The organism is Zoogloea dura, from assembly GCF_012927165.1.
GTDB lineage: Bacteria > Pseudomonadota > Gammaproteobacteria > Burkholderiales > Rhodocyclaceae > Zoogloea > Zoogloea dura.
Genome location: NZ_JABBGA010000013.1, coordinates 1 through 13,743 on the forward strand (window position 1 = coordinate 1; position 13,743 = coordinate 13,743).

Annotated in this window: 11 protein-coding genes and 1 pseudogene; 1 reads left to right on the forward strand and 11 read right to left on the reverse strand. The window is 65.0% G+C overall.

Annotated elements, in window-relative coordinates; translation table 11 throughout:
- From HHL15_RS15455 to benA, 10 genes and pseudogenes are all read right to left on the reverse strand, one after another.
- Positions 1-911: pseudogene (locus HHL15_RS15455) on the reverse strand (indolepyruvate ferredoxin oxidoreductase family protein); the annotation flags it as partial.
- Between the two features lie 67 nt (positions 912-978).
- Positions 979-1,767 (reverse strand): 2-oxo-3-hexenedioate decarboxylase, encoded by a 789-nt coding sequence (gene dmpH / locus HHL15_RS15460; protein WP_169146692.1) that lies wholly within the window; start codon positions 1,765-1,767, stop codon positions 979-981.
- A gap of 20 nt (positions 1,768-1,787) precedes the next feature.
- Positions 1,788-2,570 carry a 2-oxopent-4-enoate hydratase gene (dmpE, locus tag HHL15_RS15465; protein WP_169146693.1) on the reverse strand — a complete coding sequence of 261 codons (783 nt, stop codon included), beginning with the start codon at positions 2,568-2,570 and terminating at the stop codon, positions 1,788-1,790.
- A 110-nt stretch (positions 2,571-2,680) separates the two neighbouring features.
- Positions 2,681-4,141: a 2-hydroxymuconic semialdehyde dehydrogenase gene (locus HHL15_RS15470; protein ID WP_169146694.1), complete on the reverse strand. Its 1,461-nt coding sequence runs from the start codon at positions 4,139-4,141 to the stop codon at positions 2,681-2,683.
- Between the two features lie 236 nt (positions 4,142-4,377).
- Positions 4,378-5,325 carry a catechol 2,3-dioxygenase gene (locus HHL15_RS15475; RefSeq protein WP_169146695.1) on the reverse strand — a complete coding sequence of 316 codons (948 nt, stop codon included), beginning with the start codon at positions 5,323-5,325 and terminating at the stop codon, positions 4,378-4,380.
- Positions 5,326-5,492: 167 nt separating this feature from the next.
- A complete protein-coding gene (locus HHL15_RS15480) occupies positions 5,493-6,809 on the reverse strand; it encodes an MFS transporter (protein WP_169146696.1) in 1,317 nt (438 codons plus the stop codon).
- A gap of 51 nt (positions 6,810-6,860) precedes the next feature.
- Positions 6,861-7,646, reverse strand: coding sequence for a 1,6-dihydroxycyclohexa-2,4-diene-1-carboxylate dehydrogenase (locus HHL15_RS15485; RefSeq protein WP_169146697.1), 786 nt, complete (start codon positions 7,644-7,646; stop codon positions 6,861-6,863).
- A complete protein-coding gene (gene benC, locus HHL15_RS15490) occupies positions 7,643-8,659 on the reverse strand; it encodes a benzoate 1,2-dioxygenase electron transfer component BenC (RefSeq protein ID WP_169146698.1) in 1,017 nt (338 codons plus the stop codon). The genes HHL15_RS15485 and benC overlap by 4 nt, the downstream gene beginning before the upstream one ends.
- Positions 8,660-8,722: 63 nt before the next feature.
- Positions 8,723-9,208, reverse strand: coding sequence for a benzoate 1,2-dioxygenase small subunit (benB, locus tag HHL15_RS15495; RefSeq protein WP_169146699.1), 486 nt, complete (start codon positions 9,206-9,208; stop codon positions 8,723-8,725).
- The gene (benA, locus tag HHL15_RS15500) at positions 9,208-10,590 is read right to left on the reverse strand and encodes a benzoate 1,2-dioxygenase large subunit (RefSeq protein WP_328825048.1); all 1,383 of its coding nucleotides are present in this window, start codon (positions 10,588-10,590) and stop codon (positions 9,208-9,210) included. The genes benB and benA overlap by 1 nt, the downstream gene beginning before the upstream one ends.
- Positions 10,591-11,300: 710 nt before the next feature.
- Here benA and HHL15_RS15505 point away from each other — a divergent pair.
- The gene (locus tag HHL15_RS15505) at positions 11,301-13,121 is read left to right on the forward strand and encodes a sigma 54-interacting transcriptional regulator (RefSeq protein ID WP_328825049.1); all 1,821 of its coding nucleotides are present in this window, start codon (positions 11,301-11,303) and stop codon (positions 13,119-13,121) included.
- A gap of 30 nt (positions 13,122-13,151) precedes the next feature.
- Here HHL15_RS15505 and HHL15_RS15510 read toward each other — a convergent pair whose 3' ends face one another.
- Entirely contained in the window at positions 13,152-13,742 is a 591-nt protein-coding gene (locus HHL15_RS15510) for a nucleotidyltransferase family protein (RefSeq protein WP_169146700.1), read from the reverse strand.
- Position 13,743 lies beyond the last annotated feature (1 nt).

Sequence of the window (13,743 nt, forward strand, 5' to 3'; positions counted from 1 at the left end):
TCCAGGCCCATCTCGAGGAAGGCCTGCTTGAGGTCGTTGTAGGTCTTGCCGGCGGTGAGGATGCCGAGCCAGGCGTCGCGGTTCTCGAAGACGATGTTGTTGAGCTTGTTGGCGCGGGCGTAGCGCTTCACCACTTCGAGGCGCCGGGTGTAGAGGGATTGCTCCATCTCGAGGGCGTCGGCGCGCACGTTCATGCCGAGGTTCATGCGCGGGGTGAACAGCTGGCCGTCGAATTCCAGGTCGGGGGTGACGAAGTTGAGCCGCTCGGGGGAGACCAGGGCGCTGCCGGTGCCGTCGGCAACGTTGGTGACGATCTTCATGCCCATCCACACGCCGGCCATGCGCGACAGGTTGTAGCCGTGCAGGCCCAGGTCGAGGATCTCCTGGACGTTGCCCGGGTAGAGGGAGGGGATGCCGACGTGAAAGAGCATGGGCTCGGACTGGCTGGCCAGGGACGAGCTCTTGCAGCTGGGGTCGTCGCCGACGATGGCGAGCACGCCGCCGTTCTTGCCGATGCCGGTGTAGTTGGCGTGTTTGAGGGCGTCACCGGAGCGGTCCACGCCCGGGGCCTTGCCGTACCACAGGCCGGTGACCCCGTCGAACTTCTGGCCGCCCACGGTGTGCAGCATCTGGGTGCCCCACACCGCGGTGGCGGCCAGGTCTTCGTTGATGCCGTCCACGAAGTGGATGTTCTGTTCGAGCAGGTGTTTCTGCTGCTTGATCAGCGCCGCGTCCAGCATGCCCACCGGGGAGCCCCGGTAGCCCGAGACGAACATCCCGGTCTTGAGACCCCGGCGCGCATCCGTGCGCACCTGGTCCAGCGTCAGCCGCACGATCGCGTCGATGCCACCCAGGTTGATGATGCCGGTCTCCTGGGTGAATGGGTTGGTCTTTGCTTCCTTCGCTGCCATGGGATGTCCTCTCTCAGTCTCCGGGCCGCTCGGCGGCGGCCTTCTCTACGCGGGTGGTGGGTGAAACTCAGGCGAAACGCATGGAGACGGTGCCCAGATCCTGGAAGCGCACCGCCACGTTGTCACCGGCCTTGACCGCGATGGCTTCGGTTGCGCCGCCGGTCATGATGAAGGAGCCGGCCGGGATCTCCTGGCCGCGGGCGCCCAGGTGGTTGGCCAGCATCACCACGGCCGCCAGCGGATGGCCCAGCACCGCGGCGCCGGCGGCCATGGCGACGATCTCGCCATTCTTTTCCATCACCACGCCGAGGGTGCGCAGGTCGAGGTCGGCCAGCTCACGGGGACGGCCACCGATCACGAAGCGGGAGGCGGAGGTGTTGTCGGCGATCACGCTCTTCAGGTCGAACTTGAAGTCGCGGTAGCGGGAATCGATGATCTCCACGGCCGGCACGACGAAGTCGATGGCCGCCATCACGGCACCCATGTGGCAGCCGGGGCCGGACAGGGGAGCCTTGGTGACCACGCAGATCTCGGCTTCGACCTTGGGGTGGATCAGCTCGGAGGTCTTGATCTCGCCGCCGTCCGGGCAGCTCATGTAGTCGCTGACGAAGCCGAAGACGGGGACTTCGACGCCCATCTGCTTCATCTTGGCGAAGGAGGTCAGGCCGGCCTTGAGGCCCACGGTCTTGTTGCCGCGGGCTTCCTTGCGACGGCGGATCTCGTCCTGGATGGCGTAGGCGTCATCCCAGTCCATGTCCGGATGGTCGTCGGTGATCTTGGTGACGTCGTAGGCCTTGAGCTCGGCGGTTTCGAGGTGATCGGCGAGCTTGAGGATGGTGGCGTTGTCGAGATTCATGCTGTGTCTTCCTGTTGGGGTCAGATGAAGCGGACCGAAGTACCGCCGAGGCCGCCCACTGCGCAGGCGAGGTAGTCACCGGCCTTGACCGGGACGAGGGGGGACTGGGAACCGGAGAGGATCACCTCGCCCGCCTTGAGGCCGATGCCCAGGCGACCCAGGGTGTTGGCCAGCCAGGCCACGGCATTCACCGGGGAGCCCTGAACGGCGGCACCGGTGGAGGTGCTGATGATCTCGCCGTTCTTCTCGAGGACCATGCCGGCCAGGGCCAGGTCGAGGTCGCGGGGGCTGCGGCGCACGCCGCCGAGGGTCAGCACGCCGCAGGAGGCGTTGTCGGCCACGGTGTCCTGGATCTTGATCTTCCAGTCCTGGATGCGGGAATCGACGATCTCGAAGCAGGGCACGACGCACTCGGTCGCGCGCAGCACGTCGGCCGGGGTGACGCCGGGGCCTTCCAGGTCGCGCTTGAGGATGAAGGCCACTTCGGCTTCGGCGCGGGGGGCGATCATGCTGTCGGCACGGATCGCTTCGCCTTCGCTGAAGACCATGCCGGAGGTCATCTGGCCGAAGTCGGGCTGATTGACCTTGAGCATGTCCATGACCACCTTGCTGGTCACGCCGATCTTCTTGCCGATGATGGTTTCACCGGCGTCCACGCGACGCTGGATCATGCGCAGCTGGATGCGGTAGGCATCCTCGATGGTGATTTCGGGCTCCCGGTCGGTCAGCGGGGCCACTGCCTTGCGGGTGATGAGGGCGTTGTAGAGCTCGTCGCCGTAGTGCTCGATCTTGGTCAGGTCCATGGGGTCTTCCGTCTCTATTCAAATAGGGGTGCCGGCCCCGGGGGAGGGATCGGGGCCGGCGGACGCCCCTGGGGAGGGGCGTCGGGGAGGAACGTGAGTACTGAGCTCGCTCAGTACTTGATCATGACATTGCGCAGCTCGGTGTAGAACTCGAGGGAGTGCAGGCCGCCCTCGCGACCGATGCCGGACTGCTTGGAGCCGCCGAAGGGGGTGCGCAGGTCACGCAGGAACCAGCTGTTGACCCAGCACAGGCCCACTTCGATCTGGCCGGCGACGCGGCTGGCGCGGCTGATGTCCTGGGTGTAAATGGAAGTGGCCAGACCGTACTTGGTGTCGTTGGCCATGCGCACGGCTTCCTCTTCGGTGTCGAAGGGCTGGATGTGGCAGCACGGTCCGAAGATTTCCTCACGCACCACGGAGGCGGTTTCCGGCAGGCCGGTCCAGATGGTGGGCTCGACCCAGCAACCGTCCTTGAGGTCGTCCGGCATGTTGGGCACACCGCCGCCGGTGACGATGGTGGCGCCTTCGGCCTTGGCACGCTCGTAGTAGGAGAGCACCTTCTTCTGATGCACCTTGCTGACCAGGGGGCCGATCTTGGTGTCGTGATCGAAGGGACGGCCGGGCTTCATGCCTTCGGCCTTTTCCTTGAGGGCGGCCACGAACTTGTCGAAGATCGGGCGTTCGACATACACACGCTCGGTGCCCAGGCAGACCTGGCCGCAGTTCTCGAAGACCGAGCGGGTCACGGTGTTCACCGCATTTTCGAAGTCGCAGTCGGCAAACACGACGGCAGCGTTCTTGCCGCCCAGTTCCAGCGACACCGGGCGGATGCCATCGGCGCCGGCCTTCATGATGGCGGTGCCGGTCTTGGTTTCGCCGGTGAAGGTGATGCCGCTCACGTCCGGGTGGGCGGTCAGCAGGGCGCCGGCGGAATCCACGCCGTAGCCGTTGATCACGTTGTACACGCCGGGGGGCACGCCGACCTTGTTCATCACCTCGCCCAGCAGGGTGGCGGTGGCCGGGGTCACTTCGGAGGGCTTGACCACCACGGTGTTGCCGCAGGCCAGGGCCGGGCCGACCTTCCAGGTCATCAGCAGCAGTGGCAGGTTCCACGGGCTGATCACGGCGATCACGCCGCGCGGGGTACGCACGCCATAGCTGCGGGCGGTCTTGCCGTCGGGGGTGCGCATCTCGAAGGACTCGGTGGAGACGTTCTTGATGGTGTCGGTGAAGATCTTGAAGTTGGCCGCACCGCGCGGGATGTCGATGTGCGAAGCAAGGTGGGCGGGCTTGCCGGTGTCGGCGATCTCGGCCTGCAGGAAGTCATCGAAACGGTTGTTGATCTCGGCGACGATGGCGTCGAGCATGGCACAGCGCTCAACCACCGAGAGCTTGCCCCAGGGGCCGTGCAGGGCGGCCTTGGCGGCGGCCACGGCGGCATCCACTTCGGGCTTGCCGGCCTCGTAGACCATGCCGATCAGGGAGTTGTCCACCGGGTTGCGGTTCTCGTAGGTCTTGCCGCTGACGTTGGTGACGTATTCGCCGTTGATGAAGTTCTTGAAATCTTTCATGTCTTTCTCGCAGTCTGAGGTCTCGTAGGCCCGGTGGTCACAGCGCCTGACCGGGCACGGCCCGATGGAGCAGAGACACTTTTCCGGATGGATCTGATGCAGGGAGTCGCCACCAACCCCCGGCCAACTCACAGGCTATAGTTTAGCGAGATTTTATAAAAATCTCGATATTTTTTTGATGCCGCAGGATCTTGCCCTGCAACGCCCGGAAGGACGCCGCAGGGCAAGGGGATGGATCAGGTGAACACGCTCAGGAAGGCTTCGTTGAGCTTGCGGTCGTGATAGAAGATCGCGGGCCCGATACTGTCGTCGTACCAGGTGATGACCGGCTTGTCCGGGTAGCTGATGTAGCCGCCGGAGAAGACTTCGTTACGGTTGCCGGACGGGTCGAAGAAATAGATCGTCTCGCCGCGGGTGATGCCGTGACGGGTCGGCCCCAGGTCGATCGAGGTGCGGTTGCGGGACAGCACGTCACCGGCATGCAGCACCTTCTCCCAGCTGCCCAGCTCGAAGGACACATGGTGCAGCTTGCCCTTCACCGGCTGGCGGATGAAGGCCACGTCGTGGGCCTTGTTGGAGCAGGTCAGGAAGGCGCCGATCATGAACTCCGGCTTGTCCTTGAGCACCACCTGCTCGGTGAGGGTGAAACCCAGCACCTCGCGGAACAGCTTGACCGTGCCGTCCAGGTCGTCGCCGTACAGCAGGCAGTGGTCGAACCGCGAAGGGGCGATGCCCACCAGGCCGTCCGGCCAGGGATCGGGGTTCACGTCCGGGCCTTCGGTGCCGCAGTTGTTGCCCAGCTTCTCCTTCTCTGCGTACAGCTCCATCACGTGCCCGGTGGGCACCGTGAAGCGGAAGCGCTCACCGGTGGCAGGGTGCTCGCCGGCGGCGATCCAGCTCATGTCGGTGGCCAGGCCGGAGGCTTCCAGGTCGGCAGCCAGCTTCTTGAGGGTGGCCGGCGAGTCCACCTTCCAGCCCATGTAGTCCAGGCCGGCTTCGTCGGCTTCACGCAGGACGATGCTGTGATGATCATGCTCGTCCCAGGCCTTCAGGAAAACGCGACCCGCATCGTCGCGGGCAACCTCGATGAGCCCGAGCACTTGTTTGTAGTGCTTCAGCGCGGGTTCAAGTTCAAGCACCCTGACGGACACGTGTCCGGGGCGCAGAACACCAGTCAATGCCATTTTTGTCTCCTAGTGTGGTTGATTTCCCCCACGCCTCACCGCCGACGGACCGTTGGGACATCCGGATGCGGGGTGGCGTGGGGCCGTATGCGAGAGCATACCAAAATAACGATTTTTTCTTTAAATATCGATATTTTTATTCAATCTTTTTCCCAACTCGAAGCCCCTCAGTGCTGCACCGAGGCTGAATGGCCATGGTTGATCAGGGACACCGCAATGACCGCGATCACGGCCGGAATGGCGATGGCCATGAAGTTCTGCTCCAGGGGCAAGGCCATGCCGACCAGGGTGCCGATCAGGATCGGCGCCAGGATGGCTCCGCTGCGCCCTACTCCCGAGGCCCAGCCGATACCGGTGGAGCGCACCGCCATAGGGTAGTACTGCCCGACGTAAGCATAGGTCAGGATCTGTGTCCCGATGGTGGAAGCACCCGCCAGCCCGACCAGGATGTAAAGGAACTCGACCGGCACCTTGTAGCCGAGCAGTGTGATGGATACCGCCGCCAGGGCGTAGAAGGCGACCAACACGTACTTGATGTGAAAGCGGTCGGCCAGCCAGCCTCCGCTGATGGCTCCGATCATGGCGCCGAAGTTGAGCACCAGCACGAAGGTCAGCGCGGACCCCAGGCTGTAGCCGGCCCCCGCCATCAGCTTGGCAAGCCAGGAACTGAGGGCATAGACCATGAACAGGCACATGAAGAAGGCCACCCAGAACATCACCGTGCTGAAGCCGCGGCCGTCCTGGAACAGCTTGCCGATCGGAGCGCCATGGGCCGCATGGGCATGCGGCAGGGCGAACTGGTCACCCGCCGACGGCACATAGCTTGGTTCGAGCCGCTTCACGATGCCCTTGAGTTCATCGAGCCGCCCCTTCTTGACCAGGAAGGCCATCGATTCAGGCATGGACTTGAGGATGAACGGGATCAACAGCACCGGCAGCCCGGCGGCGAAAAACACGGACTGCCATCCGTAGCTTTCGATCAGCCCCTTGCCCAGCAGCGCAGCCAGCATGCCGCCCACCGAGTAGCCGCTGAACATCAGGGTGACCAGGGTGCTGCGGATCTTGCGCGGCGAGTACTCGGTCATCTGCGCCACCACGTTGGGCATCACCCCACCGATCCCGAGGCCGGCCAGGAAGCGGGTGACGCTGAACATCACCGGATCGGTGGTGAGACCCGCAATGGCCGTGAACACGCTGAACAGCAGGATGCACAGGGCAATGGCCCATCTGCGGCCGATACGGTCGGCGATGGTGCCCATGAAGATGGCGCCGAACATCATGCCGAACAGGGCCGAGCTGACCATGAAGCCGGCGTTGGTGGGGCTGACGCCCATCTCCTTCATGATCGACGGCAAGGCGATGCCCGCCACGGCGAGATCGTAGCCGTCGAAGATGATGATGAGCGCGCACCAGAACAGCACGGTGCCATGGAAGCCGTTGAAGCGGGCGTGGTCGGAGAGTTTGTGTACGTCGATCTGGGGCACGGTTTGCTCCTCGTATTATTTATTTATTCTGATGTGACCAGTCGCAGGACCTCAGCCGAGGTCTCCTCCACCCACGGGCAGCACGCTGCCCGTAATGTAGGAGGACTCGTCGGAGGCAAAGAACAGGATCGGCGCGACCTGCTCGTCCACCGTGCCGTAGCGGTGCATGAGGCTGGAGTCGATGGTCTGGTCGACCACGCCCTGGTACCAGCTGACCTCATCGGGGCTGGGCTGGGCTGCGTTGCGGGGAATGCGGCGGGGCGGAGCCTCGGTGCCGCCGGGGGCGGTGGCGTTGACCCGGATGCCGTGGCGGGTGGCCTCCATGGCGATGGAGGCGGTCAGCGCGTTGACGCCGCCCTTGGCGGCCGAGTAGGGCACCCGGTGCACCCCGCGGGTGGCCACCGACGACACGTTGACGATGGTTCCGCCCTGCTGACGGATCATCACCGGCAACGCAGCCCTGCAGGACCACAGGGTGGGGAACAGCGAGCGGCGGATCTCTGCCTCGATCTGCGCTTCCTCGTAGTGCTCGAAGGGCTTGGCCCAGATGGTGCCGCCCACATTGTTGATGAGCACGTCGACCCGGCCGAAGCGGGTCACCGCCTCGGACACCATGGCACTGGCTCCGGCGAAGGTTTCGAGGTCGGCCTGGAAGGAGGCCGCGCTGCCGCCGGCCGCGACGATCTCGGCCACCACCTCGTCCACCACCACGGAGCGGTCGACAGCGAGCACCTGCCCGCCCTCCGCGGCCACAGCCAAGGCCACGCCGCGACCGATACCCTGGGCTGCCCCGGTGACGATGACGGATTTGCCGGTAAAGCGATCTGCGCGACTCATGACGACACCTTTTCGTTGGTGGAGGAGAACTTCTCGAACAGGAAGTTGCGGGGCGTCACGCCGACACCAGCCATCCAGCTGCGCACACCATCGACCATCGGCGGCGGGCCGCAGACATAAATGTCCACCTCGCCGTCGTGAAGCTGGGCGGCGCCCAGGTGGCTGGTGACGTAGCCCAGGCGCGGATGGCCGCTGGAGGGATCGACCACGGAGGTGAAGAAATCGAAGTTGGGCATCACGGCCTTGAGTTCGGCCAGGGTGCCCAGCTCCACCAGGTCGTCCTTGGTATTCACGCCATAGGCCAGCAGGATGGGCTGGGTGACGGGGTTGTCCTTCAACCAGCGGAGCATGGACAGGAAGGGAGCCAGGCCGGTGCCACCGGCCAGCATCAGCACCGGGCGCACCACCGGCCGCAGGTAGAAGCTGCCATAGGGGCCGGTGTACATCAGGAAGTCGCCGGTGTTGGCCTTGTGGCGCATGTAGCTGCTCATCAGGCCATCGGGCACGTCGCGGATCAGGAAGGACAGTTCGGTCTGGTTGGGTGCGGAGCTGAAGGAGTAGGAGCGGGTTTCCTTGCTGCCGGGCACCTGCAGGTTCACGTACTGGCCGGGCAGGAAGGACAAGGGCCGCTCGGCCTGCACCGAGAAGGACACGGTGGTGGCCGAATCGCGGGTGATGCTGCTGATCTTGCCGCCGTGGCTGGCCACCTCGGTCTTGCAGGCTGCCGACGACGCCGGGATGCGCACGACGCAGTCGGAGGTCGGGCGCATCTGGCAGGTGAGCACATAGCCGGCTGCCGCCTCGTCCTCGGTCAGGGCGTCCTCGATGTAATTGCTCATCGCGTAGGTGCCGCTCTCGCAATGGCACTTGCAGGTGCCACAGGCACCGTCGCGACAGTCCAGCGGGATGTTGATCTTGAAGCGGTAGGCCGCGTCGGCCAGCAGCTCTCCGCTCTCGCAGGGAATGACTCTGCTGACCCCGTCTTCAAATTGCAGGGCGATGTTGTAGGTCATGGAAGTCTCTTTCGCGGCGCGCAAACGACAGGGCCCGCCTGCCGGGGCGACGGGCCCTGTTGTTCAGATATGGTAGATATCCAGCACGTGGTGGATGTAATCGTTCTTCAGGACGACGTACTTCCGTTTGATGAGCGGCCGCGGCCCGCTGGTGTCGACGGTGTATTCGGAGGTGCCGAAGTACACATCGACGATGTCGTAGCGGAAGCTGTGGGTGGTCCAGTTGAAGCGCAGTTCGATCCTGCTATCGGTCTGCGACAGCACCTCGATGTTGCTGATCGCGTGGCCGGTGCGGGTGTCCGGCGTGGACGCGCTGGAGCGGTCGGTCTCGATGCGGAACACTCGGTCTTCCAGCCCCTGCTTGCTGGGGTAGTAGATCAGGGAGACCTCGTTGTGAGGATCGACGGTGAGCGTGTTGTCGTCGTCCCAGGAGGGCATCCAGAAAGTCACGTCATCGGCGTAGAAGGACAGCCAGTCGGCCCAGCGGCCTTCGTCGAGGGCACGGGCTTCCTGGTACAGGAAAGATTGGATGGCTTCGTAGGACAGCATTACCGGTCTCCGTTCTGGTGGGCGTTGTTTTCGGCGAGGCAAGCCTTCTTCATGACCTCGAGCCAGTACTTGTGCTGGACGGTGTAGAGGCCCTCGTCCTCGGTCTTGATGCCGGACAGCTCGGGCTTCAGGCCGATCAGGTCGGCGTTCTCGTCGGGCCCTTCCACCCAGTGGGTGGAGCCGCGGCACATGTCGTTCCATTTCACGGCGCGGGCTTCAAAACCACGCTGGCAGGAACGGAACTCCTCCAGGTCGTCCGGCGTGGCCATGCCGGTCGCGTTGAAGAAATCCTCGTACTGGCGCAGGCGGCGCTCCCGCGCTTCCGGCGCCTCTCCCTTCGGCGCGATGCAGTAGATGGTGGCCTCGCTCTTGTTCGGCGCGATGGGACGCACCACCCGGATCTGCGAGCTGAACTGGTCCATCAGGTACACGTTGGGATAGAGGCACAGGTTGCGCGACTTGCGCAGCATCCAGTCGGTGCGGGCCTCGCCGAACTTCTCGATCCATTCGGCGCGCTTGGAGTACAACGGGCGGTCTTCCGGGTTCGACCAGTTGGTCCACAACACCAGGTGACCGTGCTTGAAGGAGTAGGAGCCGCCGCCCTGCTGGGCCCACTTGCCGGCGTTCATGGCCTTGACGGTGTCCACCTTGCCGTCGGCACTGCGACGGCCGGTGGTGGCCGCGTAGTTCCAGTGCACCGCCGAGACGTGATAGCCGTCGGCACCGTTCTCGGCCTGCAGCTTCCAGTTGCCGTCGAAGGTGTAGGTGGAGGCGCCACGCAGCACCTCGATGCCTTCCGGGGCCTGGTCCACGATCATGTCGATGATGCGGGCGGCCTCACCCAGGTGCTCGGCGAGGGGCAGCACGTCGGGGTTGATGCTGCCGAACAGGAAACCCCGGTAGTTCTCGAAGGCCCCGAGCTTGACCAGGTCGTGGCTGCCGTTGCAGTTGAAGCTCTCGGGGTAGCCCGCGTCGGGGCTCTGGTCCTTCACCTTGAGCAGCTTGCCGGCATTGCTGAAGGTCCATCCGTGGAAGGGACAGGTGAAGCTGGAGCGGTTGCCCTTCTTGTGGCGGGCCAGGATCGCCCCGCGGTGGGTGCAGGTGTTGATCAGGCCATGCAGTTGGCCGGTCCGGTCGCGGGTGATGACCACCGGCTGGCGCCCCACCTGCACGGTGAAGTAATCGTTGGCGTTGGGGATCTGGCTCTCGTGGGCCAGGAAGACCCAGTTGCCTTCGAAGATGTATTTCATCTCCAGCTCGAACAACTCTTCGTCAGTGAAGGCCGCGCGGTCGACGCGGTAGATGTGCTTGTCACGGTCTTCCTCAAGCATGGCGTCGAGCCGCTCGAGCTTGGCTTGGATGTCCTGGTTGGTCTGGGTCACGGTTGATCTCCTGGTCACGGTCGAACTCGAAAAATCACCCCATGAAAGGGCGAACGGGATTTCGCAGGGACGAGCCAGTCCACACCCAAGACCAGGGAAGGTCGTTCGGCGAACAGGGGCTCGACAGCGTAGTGAGGCCGCCAGATGGCGGCGGCAGAGGATGGGCTTGCGCCTCAGGGAGGCCGGTGCAGGCTGGGGAATGCGGGCATGGTGTTCGTCTCCGTTGCGGCCCCTGACGGGATCCATTTTTTATGTAGGGCGCCCTCGCCTGCCCGGACCATTTTCATGGGACTCCAGCCCGCGGGGTTCAGGACCCATTCAGCAGAAAGCATGCCAGCCCCCCGGCCGCTCCCCCTCCCGAAAGGCTAGAGCCAGCAGCGACGGGCCTTGCCACCGTGCAACGACGGACGGTAAGGCAACCGCGGCAATCGGGCCGAGCCTCCCGCGGCCCGACCAGTGAATCAAATGCTTTAATCCATGCATAAGCAGTGCAGTGCACAATGCATCAATCGATTCATCCACCTCTGCAAGGCCTTGATACACAGACTGGCCCTCCCCAGCCGGCCAGCGTATCTTCAAGGCAAGCAGGGCCGGACGCAGGCGCAGGCATGTCCCGTGCTTGCCTCGTCAGACATACTCTGCAATCAAAACAACAGGATGGAGAGAGACCCGATGATCGCCAGGACGCCTGCCGTCCCCGGAGCACGCCCGTGAAGACTTCCGGCCGTACGCCCCCCCTGCCCCGAGGCCACCTCCCGGTCGTGCAGCCCGGGATGCTGGAGAAGGAGAAACTCACCTTCCCCGACCTGGCCGACCTGATGGGGCGCCTGCACTTTTCCACCACCGACGGCCGCATCTGGCTCGACGACCAGCGCATGCTGCTGGTCCACGCCAAGGCGCTGGGCATGCTGCGACGGGAGATGATCGAATTGCTGGGTGTCGACATGGCCCGCGGCTTCATGACCCGGATGGGCTACCACGCTGGCGTCGCTGACGCCCAGCTGGCCCGCAAGGTCCGCTCCAGGACGTCCATCCAGGACATGTTCGTGGTCGGCCCGCAGATGCACTGCCTTGAAGGCATCGGCATCTCCGAGGCGGTGCGCATCGACTGCGACGTCGAGAAAGGCACCCACTATGGCGAGTTCATCTGGACCAGCCCGGTGGAGGACGAAGAGCACATCCGCCACTTTTCCATCGGCACCGAACCGGCCTGCTGGATGCAGATCGGCTACGCCTCGGGCTTTTCGTCCGAGTTCATGGGCCGCCAGGTGCTGTACCGCGAGGTGGAGTGCCAGTCGATGGGGCACCAGCTGTGCCGCATCATCGGCAAGCTGGTGGAGGAATGGGGGCCGGAAGCCGACGACGACCTGCGCTTCATGATGCCGGGCGCCTTCGACGACGGCCTGGCGAAAAATCTCGCCCGCCCGCCCTGCAAGCTCATCGCAAGCCCCGATAACACGGACGGCCCCAATCACCCCGTAGGTATTTCGCCCAGCTTCAATTCGGTGATGCACATGGTCCGGCGGGTCGCCCCGACCCAGGCTACGGTGCTCTTTCTCGGCGAGAGCGGGGTGGGCAAGGAAGTCTTCTCGCGCACCCTGCACCGCCTCAGCTCGCGCGCCGACAAGCCCTTCGTGGCGGTCAACTGCGCGGCGATCCCGGAGCAGCTCATCGAATCGGAGCTGTTCGGCGTGGAGCGCGGCGCCTTCACCGGTGCCCTGCAGAGCCGCCAGGGTCGCTTCGAGCGGGCCCACGGCGGGACCCTCTTCCTCGACGAGATCGGCACCCTCACCGCCAGCGCCCAGGGCAAGTTGCTGCGCGCCCTGCAGGAAGGCGAGATCGAACGCCTGGGGGATTCCCAGACCCGCAAGGTGGATGTACGGGTGATCGCCGCCACCAACGTGGACCTGCGTGACGAGGTGGCGGCCGGCCGCTTCCGGGAGGACCTGTTCTTCCGCCTCAACGTCTTTCCGGTGCGCATCACGCCCCTGCGCGAACGGCGGGAGGACATCCCCCTGCTGATGACCCACTTCCTGTCCAAGTTCAACCTCCGCCACGGCCGCCGCCTCACCGGCTTCACCCAGCGGGCGGTGGACGCCATGCTCTCCTACGACTGGCCCGGCAACATCCGCGAGATGGAGAACGTCATCGAAAGAGGGGTGATCCTGGCCCCCGACGACGGTGCCATCGACTCACCCCACCTGTTCACCAGCGGCGAGCGCTTCACCGAGCAGCGCTTCTCGATCAACCAGGACGGCAAGCTGGTCCCGGTGAATGCCGCCAGCCTGGTGGCCGACGCCTCCAAGGAACGGGAGATCGAACGGGTCTCGCGGCGGGTCAACAACCTGCTGCTGAATGATTCGGAAGACTGCGACAACGTCTCGCTGGACGAGATCGAGACCGTGCTGCTGCGCCGCGCCGTGGAGCGGGCCCAGGGCAACGTCGCCGCCGCGGCCCGCCTGCTCGGCATCACCCGGCCGCAGATGGTCTATCGACTGAAGAGCCGGGGCATCCTCAACGAGTGCGAATAGGCGGCCGGCAGCTTACGTCCAGCCTCAGCTTCACGGCTGGGGCTTGAGATCTTCCAGCCTGTCCACGTCGCGCAACACACCCGGATCATCCGTCTCGACCACCTGCAGCAGATGCCCCTGGGCCCGCAGCAGGGCCCGCGCGCCTTCATCTCCAGACAGGGCCAACAGATCGCTGCGCCAGCGGGCGGCGAAGCCGACCGGATGCCCGCGCTGGCCGGCGCAGGCCGGTGCCGCCAGCGGCGCCCCGGCGATCAGGGCGGTAGCCACCCGGTTCAAACTGTCATGGCGGATGAAAGGCATGTCGGCCAGCGCCACCAGCCAGCCGGCTGCGTCCGGGCTGGCGGCCACACCGGCAGACAGGCTGTGGCCCATGCCGTCCCGCGCTTCCGGGCAGATCACCACCTCCAGCCCTTCGGCGGCGAGCAGCCCGGCCAGCACACCCTGTTCCGGGCGCAGCACCGCCAGCGCACGAGAACAGGCCATCCGCAGGGCCCGCGCCGAAGCCACGGCCAGCGGCGTACCGTCGGCCAGGGGATGCAACAATTTGTCGGCCCCGAAGCGCCGACCATAGCCGGCCGCCAGCAGCAGTCCGACAACCGCCGGGCGGTCCGCCTCGCCCACG

Bases quoted from the DNA above. Each gene is read 5' to 3' on its own strand.
- dmpE (WP_169146693.1), bottom strand. From the start codon at position 2,570: ATGGACCTGACCAAGATCGAGCACTACGGCGACGAGCTCTACAACGCC.
- HHL15_RS15470 (WP_169146694.1), bottom strand. From the start codon at position 4,141: ATGAAAGATTTCAAGAACTTCATCAACGGCGAATACGTCACCAACGTC.
- dmpH (WP_169146692.1), bottom strand. From the start codon at position 1,767: ATGAATCTCGACAACGCCACCATCCTCAAGCTCGCCGATCACCTCGAA.
- benC (WP_169146698.1), bottom strand. From the start codon at position 8,659: ATGACCTACAACATCGCCCTGCAATTTGAAGACGGGGTCAGCAGAGTC.
- benB (WP_169146699.1), bottom strand. From the start codon at position 9,208: ATGCTGTCCTACGAAGCCATCCAATCTTTCCTGTACCAGGAAGCCCGT.
- HHL15_RS15485 (WP_169146697.1), bottom strand. From the start codon at position 7,646: ATGAGTCGCGCAGATCGCTTTACCGGCAAATCCGTCATCGTCACCGGG.
- HHL15_RS15475 (WP_169146695.1), bottom strand. From the start codon at position 5,325: ATGGCATTGACTGGTGTTCTGCGCCCCGGACACGTGTCCGTCAGGGTG.